Source organism: Streptomyces sp. 5-10 (genome assembly GCF_014712245.1).
In the GTDB taxonomy this organism is placed as follows: Bacteria; Actinomycetota; Actinomycetes; order Streptomycetales; family Streptomycetaceae; genus Streptomyces; species Streptomyces violaceusniger.
On the sequence record NZ_JACVYG010000065.1, the window covers coordinates 1 to 19,074 of the forward strand.

Sequence of the window (19,074 nt, forward strand, 5' to 3'; positions counted from 1 at the left end):
GTGGTGGAACGCCTCTTCTACGACTACGAGAGCTGACCGCGCGCGGTGCGCGGCCCAGGTCAGCCGTCCGCGGGCAGGGTGATGTGCAGGGGACCGCAGCCGATGCGATCCGCCTCCGCGGCCACATAGCGGGGCAGGAGCTTACGGATGTCGGCGGGGCGCCGGCCGCTGTCCGCCCGGATCAGGAAGGTGACCGGGCCAGTCTGGCACTCGGCCTGGAACAGCCCCATGTCGTCGCGGACGAACCCGTGTCCGTCCTGCTCACCGGCCTTGACCCGTTCCTTGGCGCCGTCCCCGGACAGCTGCTCGTAGAGCACCGCGAGCCGGGGATCCTCGACCGTCATCAGCCGCAGTTCGGGATGGTCGAAGAGCACCCGGCGGTCGCAGGTGCGCACCGGCCCCGCGCCCCGGGTGACCAGGGTGCGGCCCAGCGTGCCGTGCGCGTAGTCGCGGGGGAGCGGCAACCCCTTGACGCCGCACATGGCGTCCTTCTTCTCGTCCAGGAACCGCGGCGGCTCCGGCATCCGGCGGGTTGGGTCGGCGATGGTGCCCGTGCACCCCTTGTCGGCCATGTAGTGGTTGACCAAGGTGACCACGGCACGGGCGAGTCGATCCCGGGCCTCAGCGTTGACCTCGTCGTCGTAAATCGTCCAGCCGGTCGCCAGGTCGATCACGGTGGGGCCGTCGGCGGCGCCCAGCCGGCTCGGCCGGCCGATGCAGCCGTCGGGCACCGCGAGCCAGGCCCGGGTGTCCGAGGCCATGCCCAGCAGCCCGTCGCCCAGCGGGGTGAGCCGCGCGGACAGGAACTCATCGGCCCACTGGTCGCCCGCGCCGCCGAACCGGGTGTCCAGCTGATGCGCCTGGACGGTGATCCGCGATCCGTCGGAGGTCAGCAGACACTGGCCGGACGAGCCCTTGGCGCCGATGCGATCGCTGGTGATGGGCAGCTCGGAGCTCTTGACGTCCTCTTCGCCGCCGGATTTGCCGTCGAACAGCGTCGCCACATCGTCCCGGCTGAACGCCCCCCAGCAGGCCCGGTCGTCCGCGAACGGACCCGCCTCGGCCCGCCAGGCCACCCCGGCGCCGCCGAGCAGCGCCCCCACGACGGCTCCGGCCACGGCCATGATCACGGCCAGCCGGGGCCGGCTGCGGGCCACGCGCTGCCAGTGCCACCAGGGGCGGCGCCGCTCGTGCAGCGGCACGGAGGTGCTGTCCCCGTTGTCCCCGTTGTTCTCGTTGCTTTCGTTGTTCTCGGAGTCGTTCATCGGCTGGAACCCCCAGGTGCGACGGGCGCGCAACCGACGCGTCGCGCCACGGCGTTGGCGAAGGCGGCGAAGTACGGAGTCGTCTCGCGCAGCGAGGGGGCGAGCATCAGCACGGTGAGCGGACGCCCCGCGCAGTCGGCCCGTACGACCTTGTAGTCGTCGGCGAAGACCCCCGTACCGCGCCAGCCGCGCGCCGGTGCCTTGCTGCCCGTGGCCCCGTCGAACAGCGCGGAGAGCCGCGGCTGGGCCACCATCAGAGCGTCGAAGTACCGGCCCTCACCGCGTTGCGTCCGCACCGAACAGGACTGGAGGTCCCGGGTGACCGCGCCGACCTGGTACTCCAGGTCGTGGGCCGCCTCCTTGCCGAACTCCAGGCCCCTGATCCGGCAGGCCCGGGTGAAGAAGTCCTCGTCGTCCTCGGGCAGTGTGGCCATCGGCGAGACGACCTCGAGCGGCTTGGCCGGGGCACAACCCGCCTTCTCCATCGCGCGGTTGGCCACCGCGACGAGCAACCGGGCCACGGATTGGGAGCCGCCGAGCCCCGGGTCGCCCGGCAGAGTGGAGTCGCCGTATTCCGACCGCGCCATCGAGTCGAGCGTCACCGCGGTCGGCCGCCCGTCGCGGGCGTCGCATCCCTTGGGCAGCACCAGCAGCGCGTGCCGTCCGTCGGTGGCGCCCGGCAGCCCGTCGGGCAGTGGCATCGCCCGGTCGCCGAGGTAGCCGCCGATCCACTCCATGCGCTCCGCGGCGTCCTCGGGCGCCGGGCCGTAGGTGACCGTGATCTCGGTCTCCTCCACGACCTTTTCGCCGTCGCCGCTCACGCGCTCGGAGTGGAGCGCCACGGTGCACCGCCCGCGCTGCCGCGCCGGTGTCGGCGCGGTCTCCTTGGCCGTACGGCGGGCGTTGTCCTCGTCCAGCGCGTCGCCGCTCAGGAAGTCCGGCCCGCTGTCCTCTTTCCACGCGCCCCAGCAGTAGGTGTCTTTCCCGTCGAACGGCCAGGTGTCCGTGGCCCACGTCCCGACCCCGGCCGCCACCAGCACCGCGACGGCGCCACCGATCGACACGGCGCGGCGGCGCGCGCCGCCCAGCAACTGTTTCATTGATGACCTTCCCCCGTGTGGCCGCCGATCCTACTCAGCGGCTCCGCGCACGAGGTGAAGGGGTCATGGCAATTCCGTAGGCGGCCGTTCGGGCCGCGGGTCGAGCCGCACGCTGATGGTGACGCGCCCCTTGCCGTCCACGTGAGCGACGGCGTGCCCGGACCGCTCGGCACCGTCCAGGTCCAGCGATATCGGCCACCCCTCACCCGTGAAGTTGCGCCACCACTGCTTACGTTCGGGCAGGGCGACCGCGATCGTGACGCCGTCGGCGGCGCGCCGATAGGCGACCGGCGTACTGAAGCCGCGCCCCGACCGCCGCCCCGTGTACGTGACGACCGTGAGCCGCCCACGCACCCACCGCCCCCACCGGGGCGAGGCGCGCAGCCCGACCATCCAGGCATTGACCCGGCCGGTGACCCGCTTCGGAAGCGGCCCTTTGTACCGCACACCATCCTCCAGGTGCCGAGGGACAGGGAGTTGTGTCGTCACGGTAGCTCTGCGGGTGGCACCCGCCGGTCCCGTAGCCCCGAAGTGAGAGAGACGAGCCCCGAGCTCTCTCGTGTACGTCGGCGCTTGAGCGACTGGACCCCTCATGAACGGGCCCCGCTGACCTGGAACCACACCGCCTTCCCGGGCCCCGGTCCGTGGTGGCAGACGCCCCAGTCGGTGGCGGAGCTGCCGATGATGAGCAGCCCTCGGCCGCTCTCGGCGTCGCGAGCGCGATGACCCGGCGGTGGTCATCGCCACCCACCCGACCCGGTGGGGCGCGTTCGTGCGGGGGTAAAGCGGGGGGACTTCGACCAGCTGCCGGACAGCATCTGATCGCCCGGGGCGCCCGTCCGTTCCGGTGCTGGGGCCGTCGGCGCGGTGCGGGTTTCGTCTCGCGCCTTCGGCGCCATTGAGCATGGGGGCGGGGGACGGGTGGCGCGGGCCTCGCCGCCGACAGGCGGGCCGGTGGTGGTGGGCCCCGGTGGCGGCTCCTGCGGTCCTGGGTTGGGACCCGGCCGGACTGACGGCCCCTCCGGGTACCCCTCTCAAAAACGCTTGATCTGAAGCAACTAATTTGTCAAAGGTTTTCCGGGGAGGGTACCCCACCCCCGGCGGTCCGGCATCGGCACAAGCCCCTGAGCACGGGAGCCGCCACCCGCCCCGCCCCCCACGGCCCGCCGCCCGGCGACGAGAGCGCGACCCCGGCACCCCCGGCCCCATGCTCAAAGGCGCCGAAGGCGCGAGACGAGACCGTCAGTCGCCCGACGGCTCCCAGACCGCACAGCCCTGGGCGAAAAGCCCACGCGCTGGTGTTCGCCATGTCTCCGAATTCTCCCGGAATTGAGGACAGAAGCTGTCCGCAGTGGCTCCTACTGTCGTTCTTGGCCGAGGAACACGGGACCAACCGAAGGCGGAGATCATGACCGAGACCCTGAGCCTGAGCGAGTCGGCGACCCTCACCGGCGAGCGCGCCGACCTGCTGCGGACGCTGAACAAGCACCGGCACTTCCTGCGCTTCACCACCCGCGATCTCACCGACGAGCAGGCCGGGCTGCGCACCACCGTCAGCGCGCTGTGCCTGGGCGGCCTGGTCAAGCACGTCGCCGCGGTGGAGCGGGGCTGGGGGGACTTCATCCTGGAGGGCCCGTCGGCCATGCCCGACTTCACCGCCATGACCGAGGCCGACTTCGCCAAGCGGGCTGACGAGTTCCGGCTGCTGCCCGGCGAGACGCTGGCCGGCGTACTGGCCGCGTACGCGGCGGTGGCCCGCCGGACCGACGAGCTGATCGCCGCCCTGCCCGACCTGGACGCGACCCAGCCGCTGCCGGAGGCGCCGTGGTTCGAGTCCGGCGCACGCTGGTCGGCCCGTCAGGTGCTGCTGCACATCATCGCCGAGACCGCGCAGCACGCCGGGCACGCCGACATCATTCGCGAGTCCCTGGACGGCGCCAAGACCATGGGGTGAACGGGAAGTTGAGGCGAGAGCCTCAGCCGTCCGACGGCTCCCAGACCGCGCAGTCGTGGGCGAAGAGGACGCGGCGGGGGTCGAAGTCGGCAAGGCGGTCCAGCCAGGGCCGGTACGGGGGAAGGGGCTGCGTCACGCCAAAGTAGCCGAGGTCGAGGCGGCGCACGGAGATGTCGTTGGCCCTCCCGCCATGGTCGCCCGGTGCAAGGCCCGCCCGCACCGGGGTCTGCCGAGGGCAGAGTGGCAAGCGGCTAACGATGGGCCAGCAGGGCCGTGGCGATGGTGACCTGGGCCGGTTCCAGGGTGGTCTTGCCGTCTTCGATGTCCCAGAGGGCGTTCTGCAGGACGCGGCCGAGGGTCCAGCCGGTGGCGCGCCGCCGGTCCAGATCGAGGGCCTCGGTCAGCAGGTCGAAGCGGCGGAGCACCGCGCGGGTGGGGTCACCGGTGGCCAGGACCTCGTCCCAGCGGTTGTCCATCGCGGGCAGGAGCTCGAAGCCGGGGTCGCCGGTGAGCGGTTCGGGGTCGATGGCCAGCCAGGGCTCGCGCTCACCGGCGAGGATGTTGTCGTAGTGGAGATCCCAGTGCAGCAGTCGGTCGCCCGGTTCGTCGAGGAGTTCGGCCACGGCGGAGGCGCAGACGCGGACCAGCCGCTGTTCGGCCGGGTCGCGCAGGGCCGGTACGGCGTCGGGCGTCCGCTCCAGCATGGTGGCGGCGATGTCGGACAGATGGCGGAGACCGTCAGGGGCGGGCACCGTCGTCAGGCGGGCCAGGAGGTCGGCCAGGACGCGCATCGCGGCGGTGTCGTCGGGCAGCGAGGAGAGCGGACGGGAGGCGTCCAGGCGCTCCAGCAGCATGGTGCCCGTGTCCGGGTCGTGGTCGAGCAGGAGCACCACGCCGTCGCCGTTCCAGGTCCGCAGGCCCAGCGGGGCGCCCTCGGTCTCCTCCCTGACCTGCTGGAGCTTGAGGACCGCGGGGGTTCCGTCCGCGCTGGCCACCGGGAGGACGAGCGAGGCCATGCCATGGGCGGCGGGTCCGGCCGGGCGCAGGTCCCAGCGGTCGAGGAAGTCCGCGGCCAGCCGGGGCAGCGCGGCGAGCCAGGCGCGTCCGGCGGCGTCGTGCTCGCCGAACGACGCGGCGAAGGCTTCGGGGACGTCGATAGGGCGGATCGGCGGGTTCATCGGGGAAGAGCTCCCGGGGTCAGGGTGAGCGCAGGTAGTTGTAGACCGTGGCGCGGGAGACGCCCAGGAGTTCGGTGACCACCTGGACGGAGTGCTTCACCTGGAGGAAGCCGCTGGTCTTGAGGGTGCGGACGAGTTCCTTCTTGGCGGGGGTGCCCAGGCTGCGCGGGGTCTGGCCGCGGGCGGCGGCGAATTCCTCGATGACGGTGCGCAGCTCCGCGGCGGTGCGGGCGCGGAGGGTTTCGGTGAGCGGCTGCTCCTGCTCATCGGTCCGGACGAGGTTGTTGAGGCTGCGGGCGGCGCTCGCGAAGAGGGAGACGTCCAGGTTGAGGCAGATGGCGGCGACGTACTGGCCCGCGCTGTTCTTGATGCCGATCGAGGTGCTCTTCGCCGGGCGGCCGTCCGGGAAGCGGTTGGCGTAGTTCTGGACGATGTCGGGGAAGCCGGGGTCCCGCATCCGGGCCAGGCCCAGCTCGGTGGCGGGCTGGCCCACCTCGCGGCCGGAGAGATTGCTCTCGATGGCGCGGATGGACTGGTCGGGGTTGCGCAGATCGTGGAGGACCACCTCGCACAGCCCGGGGAACATCCGGCCGAGGCCGACCACGATCTTCTCGGCCTCGCGGAGCAGCAGCTCGTCCTCGGGCGCTCCCGTGGTCTCCTGACGCCTCTCCTCGGTCATCGCTCATCGCCCTCCGGCGCGAAGAGCTCCGTCATCGTCGGCGTCGCCTTCAGGCCCGAGCCGGTCAGCAGCACCACCGTGGTCTCACCGGGGCGGATCGCGCCCCGGGCGCGGAAGACCTCGATCGCCGCGGCCGCCGTCGCGCTGGTCGGCTCCGCGTAGAGCCCCATCGCGGCCAGCCGGCGGACCGCCGCGGCGATCGCGTCCTCCGGGATGGCCGCCATGTCGCCGTCCGAGCGGCGGATGGCGCGCAGCACCTCGGGGAAGCGGACGGGCTCGCGGATGGCCGTGCCCTCGGCGATGGTCGGGGCGTGTTCGAACGGCACCGGGGCCTCGGCGCCCGCGCGGAACGCGGCGTGCAGCGGGGCGCAGTGGGCGGGCTGGGCCACCAGCAGCCGGGGGCGGTGGGCGATCTGGCCCGCGGCGAGCAGCTCGGAGAAGCCGAGGTCGCAGCCGAGCACGGTGCTGCCCGCGCCCGCCACGGTCACCACGGCGTCCGGTGCGGTGAAGCCCAGGTCCTCCCACAGCTCGTACGCCAGGGTCTTGGTGCCCTGGAGGAAGAAGGGGTGCCAGTTGTGGCTGGCGTAGTACGTATGGGCCGACTGACGCAGCGCCTCCGCCGCCGTGGCGCCCCGGTCGCCCGGCACCAGCTGGACCTCGGCGCCGTAGGCCCGGCTCTGGAGGACCTTCGCGGGGGAGGTGGTGGCGGGGGCCAGGATCCGGGCCCGGACGCCGGCGGCGGCGCAGTACGCCGAGACGGAGGCCCCGCCGTTGCCGGAGCTGTCCTCGATGACCTCCCGTACGCCCCGCTGGGCGAGAAGCGAGATCATCACGCTGGTGCCGCGGTCCTTGAAGCTGCCGGTGGGGCTGAACCACTCCAGCTTGAAGAGAATCCGATCCTCCCCCCAGCTCTTCTCGACCAGCGGGGTGCACCCTTCACCCAGCGACACCGGGGCGTCGATGCGCACCGGGAGGGCCGCTCGGTAGCGCCACAGTGACCGGGCCCCGGTGTCCACCTGCTCGCGGGTGATGCCGGGCAGTGCGGAGACGGTGAGGGGAGCCCCGTCATCGCCGCACCAGCGAGGGTCGTCGATCGGGTATGTGGCGCCGGAGCGCTCGTCGACGTAGTGGGGTTCGGATCGTGGTTCAGCTCGCACCTTGGATATTTTGTTTAGTTGTGTATATCCCGTCAAGGGAGTAAGCGGCTGCTCGAGCCCACCGCGAGTGCGGTGCGGCAGCCGCTCAAGGGTGGGCGAACAGCCGTTCCAGCACCACCGCGACCCCGTCGTCCTCGTTGGCCGGCGCCACCTCGTCGGCCACCGCCTTCAGATCCGGGTGGGCGTTGCCCATCGCGACCCCGTGCCCCGCCCAGCCCAGCAGCGGGATGTCATTGGGCATGTCGCCGAACGCGATCGTCTCGGCGGGGGTGAACCCCATGCGGTCGGCGGCCAGTTGGAGCCCCACCGACTTGTCCGTCCCGGCCGGAAGCACCTCGACCATGCCCTTCTCGGAGTGGGTCACCGCCACCTCGCCCGCGCCCACCCGCTCCGCGGCCGCCGCCACCAGCCCGTCCGCCACCGTACGGTGGCGCATCAGCACCTTCTCGATCGGCGCCGCCCACAGCTCCTCCCGCTCGGCCAGCCCCCACTCCGGGCGCATCCGGTCGGTGAAGCGGGCGGTGACGACGAAGCGGTTCTCGGGCGCCGCGGTCACCACGGCGAGCTCCAGCGGCCCGGCGCCCAGCGCCTCCTCGGTGCGCTCCACCACCGACCGGGCCAGCTCCCGGTCCAGCGACGCCGAGACCAGCAGCCGGTCCGCGGAGGCGTCGTACAGCTGCGCGCCCTGTCCACACACCGCGAGCCCCCGGTAGCCGATCGCCACCAGGAACTCCCGGCAGGACGCGGCCGGGCGCCCGGTGACCACCAGATGCCGCGCCCCGGCGGCCCGGACCAGGGCCAGCGCCTCACGGTTGCGCGGCGAGACCGTGAGATCCCCGCGCAGCAGGGTGCCGTCGAGGTCGGTGGCCACCAGCGGGAAGCGGGGCCGCCCGGCGGTACGGGGCCGGGGGAGCAGCGCGCCCGGGGACTCGTAGGCGGATACGGAAGAAGCGGCAGCGGCAGCGGCGTCGGCGGTGTGCACGGTGGCCGGTGGTCCCTTTCGTCACGCTCATCGTGCTCATTCCGCGTCGATCAGCGCGACACAGGGAGCCCCTGAACCATGTCGACATGTGAACTCATGTCGACCTTGCGGAAAGAGAATGGCGGCTCCGCCGGGGACGATCAAACCGTGCAGATCACGGCCACCTGCTTCGGCAGCCGGTACGGCAGCGTGCCGTACCACGCGCACGACAGCGCGAAGCCGAAGGAGAGGCAGACGACCCCGCCGACCGCGTCCATCCAGAAGTGGTTGGCGGTGGCGACGATCACCAGCAGGGTGGCCGAGGGGTAGAGCAGCCCCAGCACCTTCACCCACACCGGGCGGGCCAGCGTCGCGATGGTCAGACCGCACCACAGCGACCAGCCGATGTGCATCGAGGGCATCGCCGCGTACTGGTTCGACATATCGGCGAGGTTCCCCGAGGCCATCGAGCCCCAGGTGTTGTGCACCACCACGGTGTCGATGAAGTGGCCGCCGCGCATCAGCCGGGGCGGGGCCAGCGGGAAGAAGTAGTAGCCAAGCAGGGCCACGCCCGTGGTCGCGAAGAGCGCCAGCCGGGTGGCGGCGTAACGGCCCGGATGCCAGTGGTAGAGCCACACCAGCACGCCGAGCGTCACGATGAAGTGGAGCGTGGCGTAGTAGTAGTTCATGCCCACGATCAGCCAGCTGACCGAGTCGATCGCATGGTTGACGCCCCGTTCGAAGGCCAATCCGAGCCGGTGCTCCCACCCCCAGATCCAGTTCGCGTTGCGCAGCGCCTCCGGCCGCTGCTCCGGGACGGCGTTGCGGATCAGCGAATACGTCCAGTAACTGACGGCGATGAGGACGATCTCGAACCAGAGCCGGGGCCTTCTGGGGGTACGCAACCGGTCCATCAGGGTGAGGCCCGGCGCCCGCTCCGCGTCGGTGTCCGCGATGGGTGCCGGGGTGGCTGTTCGGCCTGCCGTGGTCCTGATCGTCGCTCCACCCATAGGGCAACAGTCTGCCAGACGACGTCCACCCGCAGATCGTCCGTGACATCGGGTCTTCGTTGCCTATGTCCTGGTCCGGGGGGTCCTCCAAGGGGCGTATGCCCCATACGTCCACTGGGCGCCAGGCCGCTGGACGAGGACCCCGGACGGGGGCTTTCCCCTACCCGCCCCTTCCCACAACTGGGGCTCCGCCCCAGACCCCGCTCCTCAAACGCCGGAGGGGCTGGAAGGTGGGGCTTCGTCCCAGGTCCGGGTTCTCAAGCGCCGGAGGGGCTGGAAGGTGGGGCTTCGCCCCTGGGCCCCGGGGGTCTGGGGCGGAGCCCCCCACGCGGCGGAGCCGCATGTCGTCAGGTGTCGGGAAGGGGCGGGGAGGGGAACAGCCCGCCGCAGGCGTCAACCCCCGCCGGACACCCCTAGGCCGCACCCCCGGCCGCCCGCCGCCCCCGCGCCTCCACCCCATGCGCCGACGCCGTAGAACCCCGCACCACCAGCTCCGGCAGGAAGACGAACTCGCTGGGCGGGGCCGGAGTGCCGCCGATCTCCTCCAGCAGCGCCCGCACCGCCGCCTGCCCCATCGACTGCACCGGTTTGCGGATCGTGGTCAGCGGCGGATCGGTGAAGGCGATCAGCGGGGAGTCGTCGAAGCCGACCACCGAGACGTCCTGAGGGACCGCAAGGCCCCTCTGCCGGGCCGCCCGGATGGCACCGAGCGCCATCATGTCGCTCGCGCACACCACCGCCGTACAGCCACGCTCGATCAGCGCGGTCGCCGCCGCCTGGCCGCCCTCCAGGGTGTACAGCGAATGCTGGATCAGCTCCTCGGACTCGGCCGGGGAGAGCCCCAGCCGGTCCCGCATCGCCTGCTGGAAGCCTTCGATCTTGCGCAGTACGGGAACGAACCGCTTCGGCCCGAGCGCGAGACCGATCCGGGTGTGCCCGAGCGAGACCAGATGGGTGACCGCCAGCCCCATCGCCGCCCGGTCGTCCGGGGAGATGAACGGCGCCCGCACCTTCGGCGAGAAGCCGTCCACCAGCACGAACGGCACACCCTGGCCGCGCAGCTGGTCATAGCGCTGCATATCGGCCGAGGTGTCCGCGTGCAGCCCCGAGACGAAGATGATCCCGGCCACCCCCCGGTCCACCAGCATCTCGGTCAGCTCGTCCTCCGTCGAGCCGCCGGGGGTCTGGGTGGCCAGTACCGGGGTGTAGCCCTGCCGGGTGAGCGCCTGCCCGATGACCTGGGCGAGGGCGGGGAAGATCGGGTTCTCCAGCTCGGGCGTGATCAGTCCCACCAGTCCGGCGCTGCGCTGCCGCAGCCGCACCGGCCGCTCATAGCCGAGGACGTCCAGGGCGGCGAGGACGGATTCGCGGGTGGCCGCCGCCACCCCCGGCCTGCCATTGAGGACGCGGCTGACGGTGGCTTCGCTGACCCCCGCCTGGGCTGCGATGTCAGCAAGCCGTGCGGTCATGGAGTGGGACTGTACCGGTCGCGTGTCAGATTGCCCACCACGCGCACGAATCAGGCGGAATGCACACGGTTCCGGCCTGGTACGTCAGCGGCGCCGACGACAGCAGCGCACGCCCCGGGACGGGCAGTTCGACCTCCTCCCCGAGCGTGTTGAGCGTGCAGACCAGGCCCGGCCGGGACAGCGCGAGCACCCCCGCCGGGGCGTCCAGCCAGCTCATCGAGCCATCCCCGAGCCCCGGCAGCTCCCGGCGCAGCGCCAGCGCGTCCCGGTACAGCTCCAGCGTGGAGCCGGGGTCGCCGGTCTGCGCCTCGACGGACAGCTCGGCCCAGTCCTCCGGCTGGGGCAGCCAGCTGCCGCCGGGGCCGAAGCCGTAGGAGTCGCCGGAGCGGGTCCAGGGCAGGGGCACCCGGCAGCCGTCGCGGAAGCCGTCCTGACCGTCCTGGCCCTCCTGCCCGTCGGGGGAGGCGCGGAAGAAGGCCGGGTCCTGGCGCAGCTCGTCCGGCAGCTCGGTCACCTCGGGCAGGCCCAGCTCCTCGCCCTGGTAGAGATAGGCCGAGCCGGGCAGCGCCAGGATGAGCAGGGCCGCGGCGCGGGCGCGGGCGAGCCCCCGCTCCGGGCCGCCACCGGCTCCGTCGGCGTAGCGGGTGGTGTGCCGGACCACGTCGTGGTTGGAGAGCACCCAGGTGGTGGGGGCGCCGACGGAGCCGGTGGCGGCCAGCGACTCGTCGATCACCTCGCGCATCGCGGCCGCGTCCCACGGGCACTTCAGGAACTGGAAGTTGAACGCCTGGTGCAGCTCGTCGGGGCGTACGTAGAGGGCCAGCCGTTCGGAGGTGGGCGCCCAGGCCTCGGCGACGCCGATCCGGTCACCGGGGTAGGAGTCCAGCAGCCGCCGCCAGGAGCGGTGGATCTCGTGCACCCCGTCCTGGTCGAAGAACGGCAGCACCTGGGAGCCGATCAGCTTGGCCTGTTCGGTGTGGCCGATGTCGGGCAGCCCGGCGGCCTTGACCATGCCGTGGGCGACATCGATACGGAAGCCGTCCACGCCCAGATCCAGCCAGAAGCGCAGCACCGAGTCGAACTCCGCGTGGACCTCGGGGGAGTCCCAGTTGAGGTCGGGCTGCTGGGGGGCGAACAGGTGCAGATACCACTCGCCGGGGGTGCCGTCCGGGTCGGTGGTGCGGGTCCAGGCGGGGCCGCCGAAGACCGACTCCCAGTCGTTCGGCGGCAGTTCGCCGTGGGCGCCGCGGCCGGGGCGGAAGTGGTAGCGGGCGCGGGCCGCGCCGCCGGGCCGGTCGGCCAGCGCCTCGCGGAACCACGGGTGCTGGTCCGAGCTGTGGTTCGGGACGACGTCCACGATCACCTTCAGCCCCAGCTCATGGGCGGTGCGCACCAGGTCGTCGGCGTCGCCGAGGGTGCCGAAGAGCGGGTCGACGGCGCGGTAGTCCGCCACGTCGTAGCCGCCGTCGGCCTGCGGGGAGGCGTAGAAGGGGGTCAGCCAGACGGCGTCCACACCCAGCCCGGCGAGGTGCGGCAGCCGCTCCCGCGCCCCGCGCAGATCGCCGATCCCGTCGCCGTCGCTGTCGGCGAAGGACCGTACGTACACCTGGTAGATGACGGCGTCGCGCCACCATCCGTGGCCTTCGGACGGGCGCGCCGGCTCGGTGGCAAGGGAGGTCGTGAGCTCCTGGGTCATGGCGCGAACGTAACAGCTCTGCAATGCCTTGCGGAAGAGCTTGCAGAGCGCGCTGGTGCTGCGCTGGTGCCCTTCGGGGGTACTCCGGTCGTGTTGTGAGCGTATGTCAAGCGCTGGAACGGGAGCGGAGCGGCTACCGCGGGGACACGCGGACGTAACGATGCCGAGTGCCTTGCAGAAATTTGCCGCAAGGTCTTTCGGCGGGCTTGCGGCCCTGTTACGTTCCTCCGCAACCCGGGGCCGCGAGGGAGCGGCCGGCTTTGGAGGAGTTCAGATGCGACGTGGCATAGCGGCCACCGCACTCGTCGCGGCCATGGCGCTCGCGGCGACGGCGTGCGGCGGTGACGACGGCGGCAGCGGCGACAAGAAGTCCGGCGGCCATCTCTCCGGCACCGTGACGTACTGGGACACGTCGAACGACGCGGAGAAGGGCACGTACAAGGAGCTCGCCCTGGGCTTCGAGAAGAAGCACCCCGACGTCAAGGTCAACTACGTCAATGTGCCCTTCGGCGAGGCGCTGGCCAAGTTCAAGAACGCCGCGGGCTCCGGCGGCTCCGGCGCGCCCGATGTGCTGCGCACCGAGGTGGCCTGGACCCAGGACCTCGCCAACATCGGCTATCTCGCCCCACTGGACGGCACCCCCGCCCTCGCCGACCAGTCCGACTATCTGCCCAAGGCGCTCGCCGGGGCCAAGTTCAAGGGCAAGACCTACGCCGTACCGCAGGTCATCGACACCCTCGGCCTCTTCTACAACAAGAAGATGCTGAAGGAGGCCGGGGTCCAGCCGCCCAAGGACTGGACCGAGCTCAAGGCCGCCGCCAAGAAGATCAAGGAGAAGACCGGCAAGACCGGCCTCTATCTGCGCGGCGACGACGCCTACTGGTACCTGCCCTTCATCTACGGCGAGGGCGGCGACCTCCTCGACACCGGCGCCAAGAAGGTCACCGTCGACGACGAGCCCGGCATCAAGGCGTTCGCGGCCGCCCGCGACCTGGTCACCTCCAAGGCGGCGGAGACCGACGCCACCGACGGCTGGGACAACATGCAGAACGCCATCAAGAACGGCGACGTCGCGATGACGATCAACGGGCCGTGGGCGATCGAGGACACCCTGGCGGGCAAGGCGTTCAAGGACAAGTCCAACCTCGGGGTGGTCCCGGTCCCGGCCGGCAGCAAGGGCCAGGGCGCCCCGCAGGGCGGCCAGAACCTCACCGTCTACGCCGGGTCGAAGAACCTGGACGCCTCCTACGCCTTCGCGCGGTACATGAGCTCGGCCGAGGTGCAGGCCAAGACCACCGAGAAGCTCTCATTGCTGCCCACCCGCACCTCCGTCTACGCCAACAAGACGGTCGCGGCGAACCCCAATGTGAAGTTCTTCAAGGCCGCCGTCGACAAGGCCGTCGAGCGCCCCTGGATCCCCGAGGGCAACAGCCTCTTCCAGGCGATCCTGGTGCAGTTCCCGGGCGTCCTCACCGGCAAGACCTCGCCCGAGAAGGCCGCCAAGTCGGTCGGTGACGCGTACCGCAAGCTCCTCAAGGGCGACTGGAAGTAGGGCCGGCGACGATGGCTGTCGACACCAGCCCGGCGATGGACCCGGCCGCGGGCGCGAAGGGCGCCCGCGGCCGGGGCGGCCGGGTTCGCAAGGCCGGCACTCCACCGCCGAGCCGGATCCGCAACGCGCTCGCCCGCCACTGGTACGCCTGGGCCATGGTCGCGCCCGTCGTGCTCGTCATCGGGCTGATCATCGGCTATCCGCTGGTCCGCGGCGTCTATCTGTCGCTGACCGACGCCAACGAGGCCAATGTCGAGCGCACCATCGGGATCAACCACATCCCCGCCACCTACCAGACGGTCGGCCTCGACAACTTCCAGGCCATCCTCAAGGACCAGGTCTTCTGGGACCGGCTGAGCTGGACCGTCACCTGGACCGTCAGCTGTGTGGCGCTCACCTTCGCGATCGGCCTGGGCCTGGCCGTGCTGCTCAACCGGCGGTTCGCCGGGCGCACCCTCTACCGGTCGCTGCTGATCCTGCCCTGGGCCGTCCCCGCCTTCGTCTCCGTCTTCGCCTGGCGGCTGCTCTACAACGAGAAGAACGGCATCCTCAACAAGGTGCTGCACGGCGGCGGGATCGACGCGGTGCCCTGGCTGAACGACCCCACCATGGCCAAGGTCTCGGTGATCGCCGTGAACATCTGGCTCGGGGTGCCGTTCATGCTGGTCGCGCTGCTCGGCGGGTTGCAGTCCATCCCCGGTGAGCTGTACGAGGCCGCCGAGATGGACGGGGCGAGCCCCTGGCGGCGGTTCCGCCACATCACCCTGCCCGGGCTGCGCTCGGTCAGCTCCACCGTGATCCTGCTGTCGACCATCTGGACGTTCAACATGTTCCCGGTGATCTTCCTGCTGACCCGCGGCGGACCCGGCGACTCCACCGAGATCCTGGTGACGTACGCCTACCGGCTCTCCTTCGTCAACAGCCCGCGCGACTTCGCCGGCGCCTCGGCCTGGGGTGTGCTGATCCTGCTCGTCCTCATGCTCTTCGCGGTGGTCTACCGCCGTTCGCTCCGCAAGCAGGGAGAGGTCTGGTAGCCATGCGCGACCAACGACGCGGCCCGCTCGCCTCCGTCGGGCTGCACACCACGCTCGTCATCGCCTCGGCGGTCGCGGTCTTCCCGCCGCTGTGGCTGGTGGTGACCTCGTTCAAGCCCAAGAGCGAGGCGTTCAGCACCGATGTGGTGAAGGACCCGACGCTGCGGAACTACCAACACGTCCTCGGCGACACCGAGTTCCTGACCTGGTTCGGCAACTCGCTGTTCATCGTGGTCATCACCACGCTCCTCGGCGTCTTCGTCGCCGCCACCACCGGCTACGCCGTCAGCCGCTTCCGGTTCCCCGGGATGCGCCCGCTGATGTGGCTGCTGCTGATCACCCAGATGTTCCCGGTGGCCATCCTCATCGTGCCGCTGTACAACATCATGTCGACGCTGGGCTGGCTCAACCAGCCGATCTCGCTCATCGTCACCTACCTCACGGTGGCGGTGCCGTTCTGCGCCTGGATGATGAAGGGCTTCTTCGACACCATCCCGGTGGAGATCGACGAATCGGGCCGGGTCGACGGGCTCAACCCCTTCGGGACCTTCTGGCGGCTGGTCGTCCCGCTGGCCAAGCCGGGACTCGCGGTGACCGCGTTCTACACCTTCGTCACCGCGTGGGCCGAGGTGGCCTACGCCTCCGCCTTCATGACGGGGGAGGAGAACCTCACGCTCGCGGCGGGGCTCCAGACCTTCGTCAACCAGTACACCTCCGACTGGGGCTCCATGACGGCCGCGGCCGTCATGATCGCCATCCCGGCGGCGCTGGTGTTCTCCTGGGCCCAGCGCCATCTGGTGGCGGGGCTCACGGCCGGGGCGACCAAGTCGTGACGGGTCCGTTGGCGACGGGGCCGTCGGCGGCGGATCCGTTGGCGGCGAGCGCGCGGGGGGCGAGCGCACGGGGGGTGGGCCCATCTGTGGTGGGCCCAGCGGGGGCGGGCCTACCCGCGGCAGGGCCATCTACGGTGGAGCCATCCGCGGCAGGCCCATCTGCGGTGGGCCCATCCGCTGCAGGCTCATCCGCGGTGGGCCCGCCGGGTGCGCCGCCGCGGCTCGCCGATATCGCCGCGCAGGCCAAGGTCAGCGAGGCCACCGTCAGCCGGGTGCTCAACGGCAAGGCGGGCGTGGCGGCCGCCACCCGGCAGCGGGTGCTCGCCGCCCTCGACGTCCTCGGCTACGAACGGCCGGTGCGGCTGCGGCGGCGCAGCGCCGGGCTGGTCGGCCTGGTGATCCCGGAGCTGACCAACCCGGTCTTCCCCGCCTTCGCCCAGATCATCGAGCAGGTGCTGGCCGGTCATGGCTACACCCCCATCCTGTGCACCCAGATGCCCGGCGGCGCCACCGAGGACGAGCTGGTGGAGCAGTTGGAGGAGCGCGATGTGGCGGGCATCGTCTTCATGTCCGGACTGCACGCCGACACCACGGCCGACCCCGCCCGCTATGCCCGGCTGGCCGGGCGCAAGGTGCCGTTCGTGCTGATCAACGGCTACAACGAGCACATCCAGGCCACGTTCGTCTCGCCCGACGACCGGGCGGCGGCGCGGATGGCCGTCCGCCACCTCGCCGCGCTCGGCCACCACCGCATCGGCCTCGCGGTGGGGCCCGCCCGCTACGTCCCCGCGCTGCGCAAGGTCGAGGGGTTCCTCGCGGCGAGCGCGGAGCTGCTGGAACTGCTGGGCCGACCGGCGGACGAGGCACGGGAGTTGGTGCGGCATACGCTCTTCAGCGTCGAGGGCGGGCAGGTGGCGGCGGCCACGCTGCTGGACCAGGGCTGTACGGGCATCGTGTGCGGCAGCGACCTGATGGCGCTCGGGGCGATCCGGGAGGCGGCGCGGCGCGGGCTGCGGGTGCCGCACGATGTGTCGGTGGTCGGCTTCGACGACTCCCCGCTGATCGCCTTCACCGATCCCCCGCTGACCACGGTCCGCCAGCCGGTGCAGTCGATGGCGACGGCGGCGGTGGGGGCGCTGCTGGAGGAGATGGCCGGGAACCCGGTCCAGCACACGGAGTTCGTCTTCCAGCCGGACTTGGTGGTCCGTGGCTCGACGGCGAGGCTCCGCTAGGAGCATCCGACGCCCCGTTACGCCTGCGGCGGGCTGTTCCCCTCCCCGCCCCTCCCCTCAACGGGGGCTCCGCCCCAGCTCCCGCCCGGCGAACTGACCGCGGCGACTCGGCTCGTTGTCCCCGGGGTCCAGGGGCGGAGCCCCTGCCACGCGGCGGAGCCGCATATCGAAACCGATCCGACCGGCCGGGCGCGTGGGGCCCGTTGACCGGGCCCCGGCCGGCCGGACCGGAGAACGCGGTTGAACGTAACACCGCCGCAATCGTTTGCGAAAGGTCTTGCAACAACAAAAGCTCGCGAGTACGGTCCCGTCACCACCCCACCACTGACGTCTTGCAGCAAGAACCTTCAACTGGCCTTACGGGCATGGCGCGTTGCCGTACGAGGCTCAATCGGCACCCCCGAACTCCACCCCCCACGGAGGAACGATGGCCAGCAGCCGCATCCCCCTCGCCACCGCACTCGCCCTCGCGGCGAGCGCGGTGACGCTCGTCGCCCTGCCCCAGACCGCACGCGCGACACCGCCCGGCACCAAGGACGTCACCGCCGAACTCTTCGAGTGGAAGTACGACTCCGTCGCCAAGGAGTGCACCAGCACCCTCGGCCCCGCCGGATACGGCTATGTCGAGGTGTCCCCGGCCACCGAGCACATCCAGGGCGGCCAGTGGTGGACCTCCTACCAGCCCGTCAGCTACAAGATCGCCGGACGGCTCGGCGACCGCACCGCCTTCAAGAACATGATCGACACCTGCCATGCGGCGGGCGTCAAGGTCGTGGCCGACGCCGTCATCAACCACATGTCCGCCGGGTCCGGCACCGGCACCGGTGGCTCCTCGTACACCAAGTACACCTACCCCGGGATCTACCAGTCCCCGGACATGGACGACTGCACCGCGCAGATCAGCAACTACCAGGACCGCTGGAACGTGCAGCACTGCGAGCTGGTGGGCCTCGCCGACCTGGACACCGGCGAGCCGTACGTCCGGACCCGGCTCGCGCAGTACCTCAACGACCTGCTCTCGCTCGGCGTGGACGGCTTCCGCGTCGACGGCGCCAAGCACATCCCGGCGGACGATCTGGCGGCCATCAAGAGCCAGTTGAGCAACCCGGGCGTCTACTGGAAGCAGGAGGTCATCTACGGTGCGGGCGAGGCGGTCTCCCCGACGGAGTATCTGCGCAACGGCGATGTGCAGGAGTTCCGCTACGGCCGGGACCTCAAGCGGGTGTTCCAGAGCGAGAAGCTCGCGTACCTGAAGAACTTCGGCGAGGGCTGGGGCTATATGGCCGGCGGCCAGTCCGGTGTCTTCGTCGACAACTGGGACACCGAGCGCAACGGCTCCACCCTCACCTACAGAGACGGCGCCGACTACACCCTGGCCAACGTCTTCATGCTGGCCTGGCCCTACGGCTCCCCGGACGTCCACTCCGGCTACGAGTTCAGCGACAACGACGCGGGCCCGCCGAACGGCGGCGCGGTGGGCGCCTGCTACCAGGACGGCTGGAAGTGCCAGCACAAATGGCCCGAGATCATGAGCATGGTCGCCTTCCGCAACACGGCCCGGGGCAACTCGGTGACCAACTGGTGGGACAACGGCAACAACGCCATCGCGTTCGGCCGCGGCGACAAGGCGTACGTGGCCATCAACCACGAGAGCGGCTCGCTCACCCGGACCTTCCAGACCTCGCTCCCGGCGGGTGGCTACTGCGACGTCCAGAGCGGCAAGTCCGTCACGGTCGACTCCTCGGGCCAGTTCACGGCCACGCTGGGGGCGAACACGGCGGTGGCCCTGCACACGGGCGCGCGTAGCTGCGGCTGACCCCCACTCCGCCCCTGACCCCTTCAAGGAGCCACCAGCCCCGTGAAACCCCCGAGAGCCACCCTCTTCCGCACCGCCGCCGCGCTCGCCACCCTGGCACTGGGCGCGGCGGCCGTGCCCGCCGTTTCGCAGACCGCC

The 19,074-nt window shown here is 71.2% G+C and carries 16 protein-coding genes and 1 pseudogene; 6 read left to right on the plus strand and 11 right to left on the minus strand.

Features of this window, described 5'->3' with window-relative positions:
• Window positions 1–59: 59 nt before the first annotated feature.
• From IEJ02_RS41650 to IEJ02_RS41660, 3 genes are all read right to left on the minus strand, one after another.
• On the minus strand, window positions 60–1,265 hold the full coding sequence (locus IEJ02_RS41650; protein ID WP_191069537.1) for a hypothetical protein: 1,206 nt from the start codon (window positions 1,263–1,265) through the stop codon (window positions 60–62).
• Window positions 1,262–2,365 carry a hypothetical protein gene (locus IEJ02_RS41655; RefSeq protein ID WP_191069538.1) on the minus strand — a complete coding sequence of 368 codons (1,104 nt, stop codon included), beginning with the start codon at window positions 2,363–2,365 and terminating at the stop codon, window positions 1,262–1,264. The genes IEJ02_RS41650 and IEJ02_RS41655 overlap by 4 nt, the downstream gene beginning before the upstream one ends.
• A gap of 63 nt (window positions 2,366–2,428) precedes the next feature.
• The gene (locus tag IEJ02_RS41660; protein ID WP_191069539.1) at window positions 2,429–2,812 is read right to left on the minus strand and encodes a hypothetical protein; all 384 of its coding nucleotides are present in this window, start codon (window positions 2,810–2,812) and stop codon (window positions 2,429–2,431) included.
• 961 nt (window positions 2,813–3,773) lie between these two features.
• On the opposite strand from IEJ02_RS41660, the gene IEJ02_RS41665 reads away from it, so the two are divergent.
• Window positions 3,774–4,319: a DinB family protein gene (locus tag IEJ02_RS41665; RefSeq protein ID WP_191069540.1), complete on the plus strand. Its 546-nt coding sequence runs from the start codon at window positions 3,774–3,776 to the stop codon at window positions 4,317–4,319.
• A gap of 22 nt (window positions 4,320–4,341) precedes the next feature.
• Here IEJ02_RS41665 and IEJ02_RS41670 read toward each other — a convergent pair.
• The 8 genes and pseudogenes from IEJ02_RS41670 to IEJ02_RS41705 all read right to left on the minus strand — a co-directional run.
• Window positions 4,342–4,458 (minus strand): annotated as a pseudogene (locus tag IEJ02_RS41670) (N-acyl homoserine lactonase family protein); the annotation flags it as partial.
• Between the two features lie 112 nt (window positions 4,459–4,570).
• On the minus strand, window positions 4,571–5,497 hold the full coding sequence (locus IEJ02_RS41675; protein WP_191069541.1) for an aminoglycoside phosphotransferase family protein: 927 nt from the start codon (window positions 5,495–5,497) through the stop codon (window positions 4,571–4,573).
• Between the two features lie 19 nt (window positions 5,498–5,516).
• On the minus strand, window positions 5,517–6,176 hold the full coding sequence (locus tag IEJ02_RS41680; protein WP_137977646.1) for a helix-turn-helix transcriptional regulator: 660 nt from the start codon (window positions 6,174–6,176) through the stop codon (window positions 5,517–5,519).
• A complete protein-coding gene (locus tag IEJ02_RS41685) occupies window positions 6,173–7,333 on the minus strand; it encodes a threonine synthase (protein ID WP_191069542.1) in 1,161 nt (386 codons plus the stop codon). Before IEJ02_RS41685 ends, IEJ02_RS41680 begins: the two co-directional genes overlap by 4 nt.
• 85 nt (window positions 7,334–7,418) lie before the next feature.
• Window positions 7,419–8,315 carry an HAD family hydrolase gene (locus IEJ02_RS41690; protein ID WP_275559585.1) on the minus strand — a complete coding sequence of 299 codons (897 nt, stop codon included), beginning with the start codon at window positions 8,313–8,315 and terminating at the stop codon, window positions 7,419–7,421.
• Window positions 8,316–8,455: 140 nt separating this feature from the next.
• Complete coding sequence (locus IEJ02_RS41695; RefSeq protein ID WP_191069543.1) at window positions 8,456–9,304, minus strand: phosphatase PAP2 family protein; 849 nt, start codon at window positions 9,302–9,304, stop codon at window positions 8,456–8,458.
• Window positions 9,305–9,717: 413 nt separating this feature from the next.
• On the minus strand, window positions 9,718–10,773 hold the full coding sequence (locus tag IEJ02_RS41700; protein WP_191069544.1) for a LacI family DNA-binding transcriptional regulator: 1,056 nt from the start codon (window positions 10,771–10,773) through the stop codon (window positions 9,718–9,720).
• A gap of 25 nt (window positions 10,774–10,798) precedes the next feature.
• The gene (locus IEJ02_RS41705) at window positions 10,799–12,469 is read right to left on the minus strand and encodes a glycoside hydrolase family 13 protein (RefSeq protein WP_191069545.1); all 1,671 of its coding nucleotides are present in this window, start codon (window positions 12,467–12,469) and stop codon (window positions 10,799–10,801) included.
• 274 nt (window positions 12,470–12,743) lie between these two features.
• On the opposite strand from IEJ02_RS41705, the gene IEJ02_RS41710 reads away from it, so the two are divergent.
• From IEJ02_RS41710 to IEJ02_RS41730, 5 genes are all read left to right on the plus strand, one after another.
• Window positions 12,744–14,021, plus strand: coding sequence for an extracellular solute-binding protein (locus IEJ02_RS41710; protein ID WP_191069546.1), 1,278 nt, complete (start codon window positions 12,744–12,746; stop codon window positions 14,019–14,021).
• Window positions 14,022–14,032: 11 nt separating this feature from the next.
• Complete coding sequence (locus tag IEJ02_RS41715; protein ID WP_191069547.1) at window positions 14,033–15,055, plus strand: carbohydrate ABC transporter permease; 1,023 nt, start codon at window positions 14,033–14,035, stop codon at window positions 15,053–15,055.
• Between the two features lie 2 nt (window positions 15,056–15,057).
• Window positions 15,058–15,888, plus strand: a complete 831-nt coding sequence (locus IEJ02_RS41720) for a sugar ABC transporter permease (RefSeq protein ID WP_191069548.1) — start codon at window positions 15,058–15,060, stop codon at window positions 15,886–15,888.
• Between the two features lie 194 nt (window positions 15,889–16,082).
• A complete protein-coding gene (locus tag IEJ02_RS41725; RefSeq protein WP_191069549.1) occupies window positions 16,083–17,120 on the plus strand; it encodes a LacI family DNA-binding transcriptional regulator in 1,038 nt (345 codons plus the stop codon).
• 427 nt (window positions 17,121–17,547) lie between these two features.
• Window positions 17,548–18,936, plus strand: a complete 1,389-nt coding sequence (locus IEJ02_RS41730; RefSeq protein WP_191069550.1) for an alpha-amylase — start codon at window positions 17,548–17,550, stop codon at window positions 18,934–18,936.
• The last annotated feature ends 138 nt before the right edge of the window (window positions 18,937–19,074 follow it).

Coding starts and splice junctions, on each gene's coding strand:
- IEJ02_RS41710 (WP_191069546.1), top strand. CDS start 12,744: ATGCGACGTGGCATAGCGGCCACCGCACTCGTCGCGGCCATGGCGCTC.
- IEJ02_RS41655 (WP_191069538.1), bottom strand. CDS start 2,365: ATGAAACAGTTGCTGGGCGGCGCGCGCCGCCGCGCCGTGTCGATCGGT.
- IEJ02_RS41715 (WP_191069547.1), top strand. CDS start 14,033: ATGGCTGTCGACACCAGCCCGGCGATGGACCCGGCCGCGGGCGCGAAG.
- IEJ02_RS41665 (WP_191069540.1), top strand. CDS start 3,774: ATGACCGAGACCCTGAGCCTGAGCGAGTCGGCGACCCTCACCGGCGAG.
- IEJ02_RS41675 (WP_191069541.1), bottom strand. CDS start 5,497: ATGAACCCGCCGATCCGCCCTATCGACGTCCCCGAAGCCTTCGCCGCG.
- IEJ02_RS41705 (WP_191069545.1), bottom strand. CDS start 12,469: ATGACCCAGGAGCTCACGACCTCCCTTGCCACCGAGCCGGCGCGCCCG.
- IEJ02_RS41650 (WP_191069537.1), bottom strand. CDS start 1,265: ATGAACGACTCCGAGAACAACGAAAGCAACGAGAACAACGGGGACAAC.
- IEJ02_RS41680 (WP_137977646.1), bottom strand. CDS start 6,176: ATGACCGAGGAGAGGCGTCAGGAGACCACGGGAGCGCCCGAGGACGAG.
- IEJ02_RS41730 (WP_191069550.1), top strand. CDS start 17,548: ATGGCCAGCAGCCGCATCCCCCTCGCCACCGCACTCGCCCTCGCGGCG.
- IEJ02_RS41695 (WP_191069543.1), bottom strand. CDS start 9,304: ATGGGTGGAGCGACGATCAGGACCACGGCAGGCCGAACAGCCACCCCG.
- IEJ02_RS41700 (WP_191069544.1), bottom strand. CDS start 10,773: ATGACCGCACGGCTTGCTGACATCGCAGCCCAGGCGGGGGTCAGCGAA.
- IEJ02_RS41720 (WP_191069548.1), top strand. CDS start 15,058: ATGCGCGACCAACGACGCGGCCCGCTCGCCTCCGTCGGGCTGCACACC.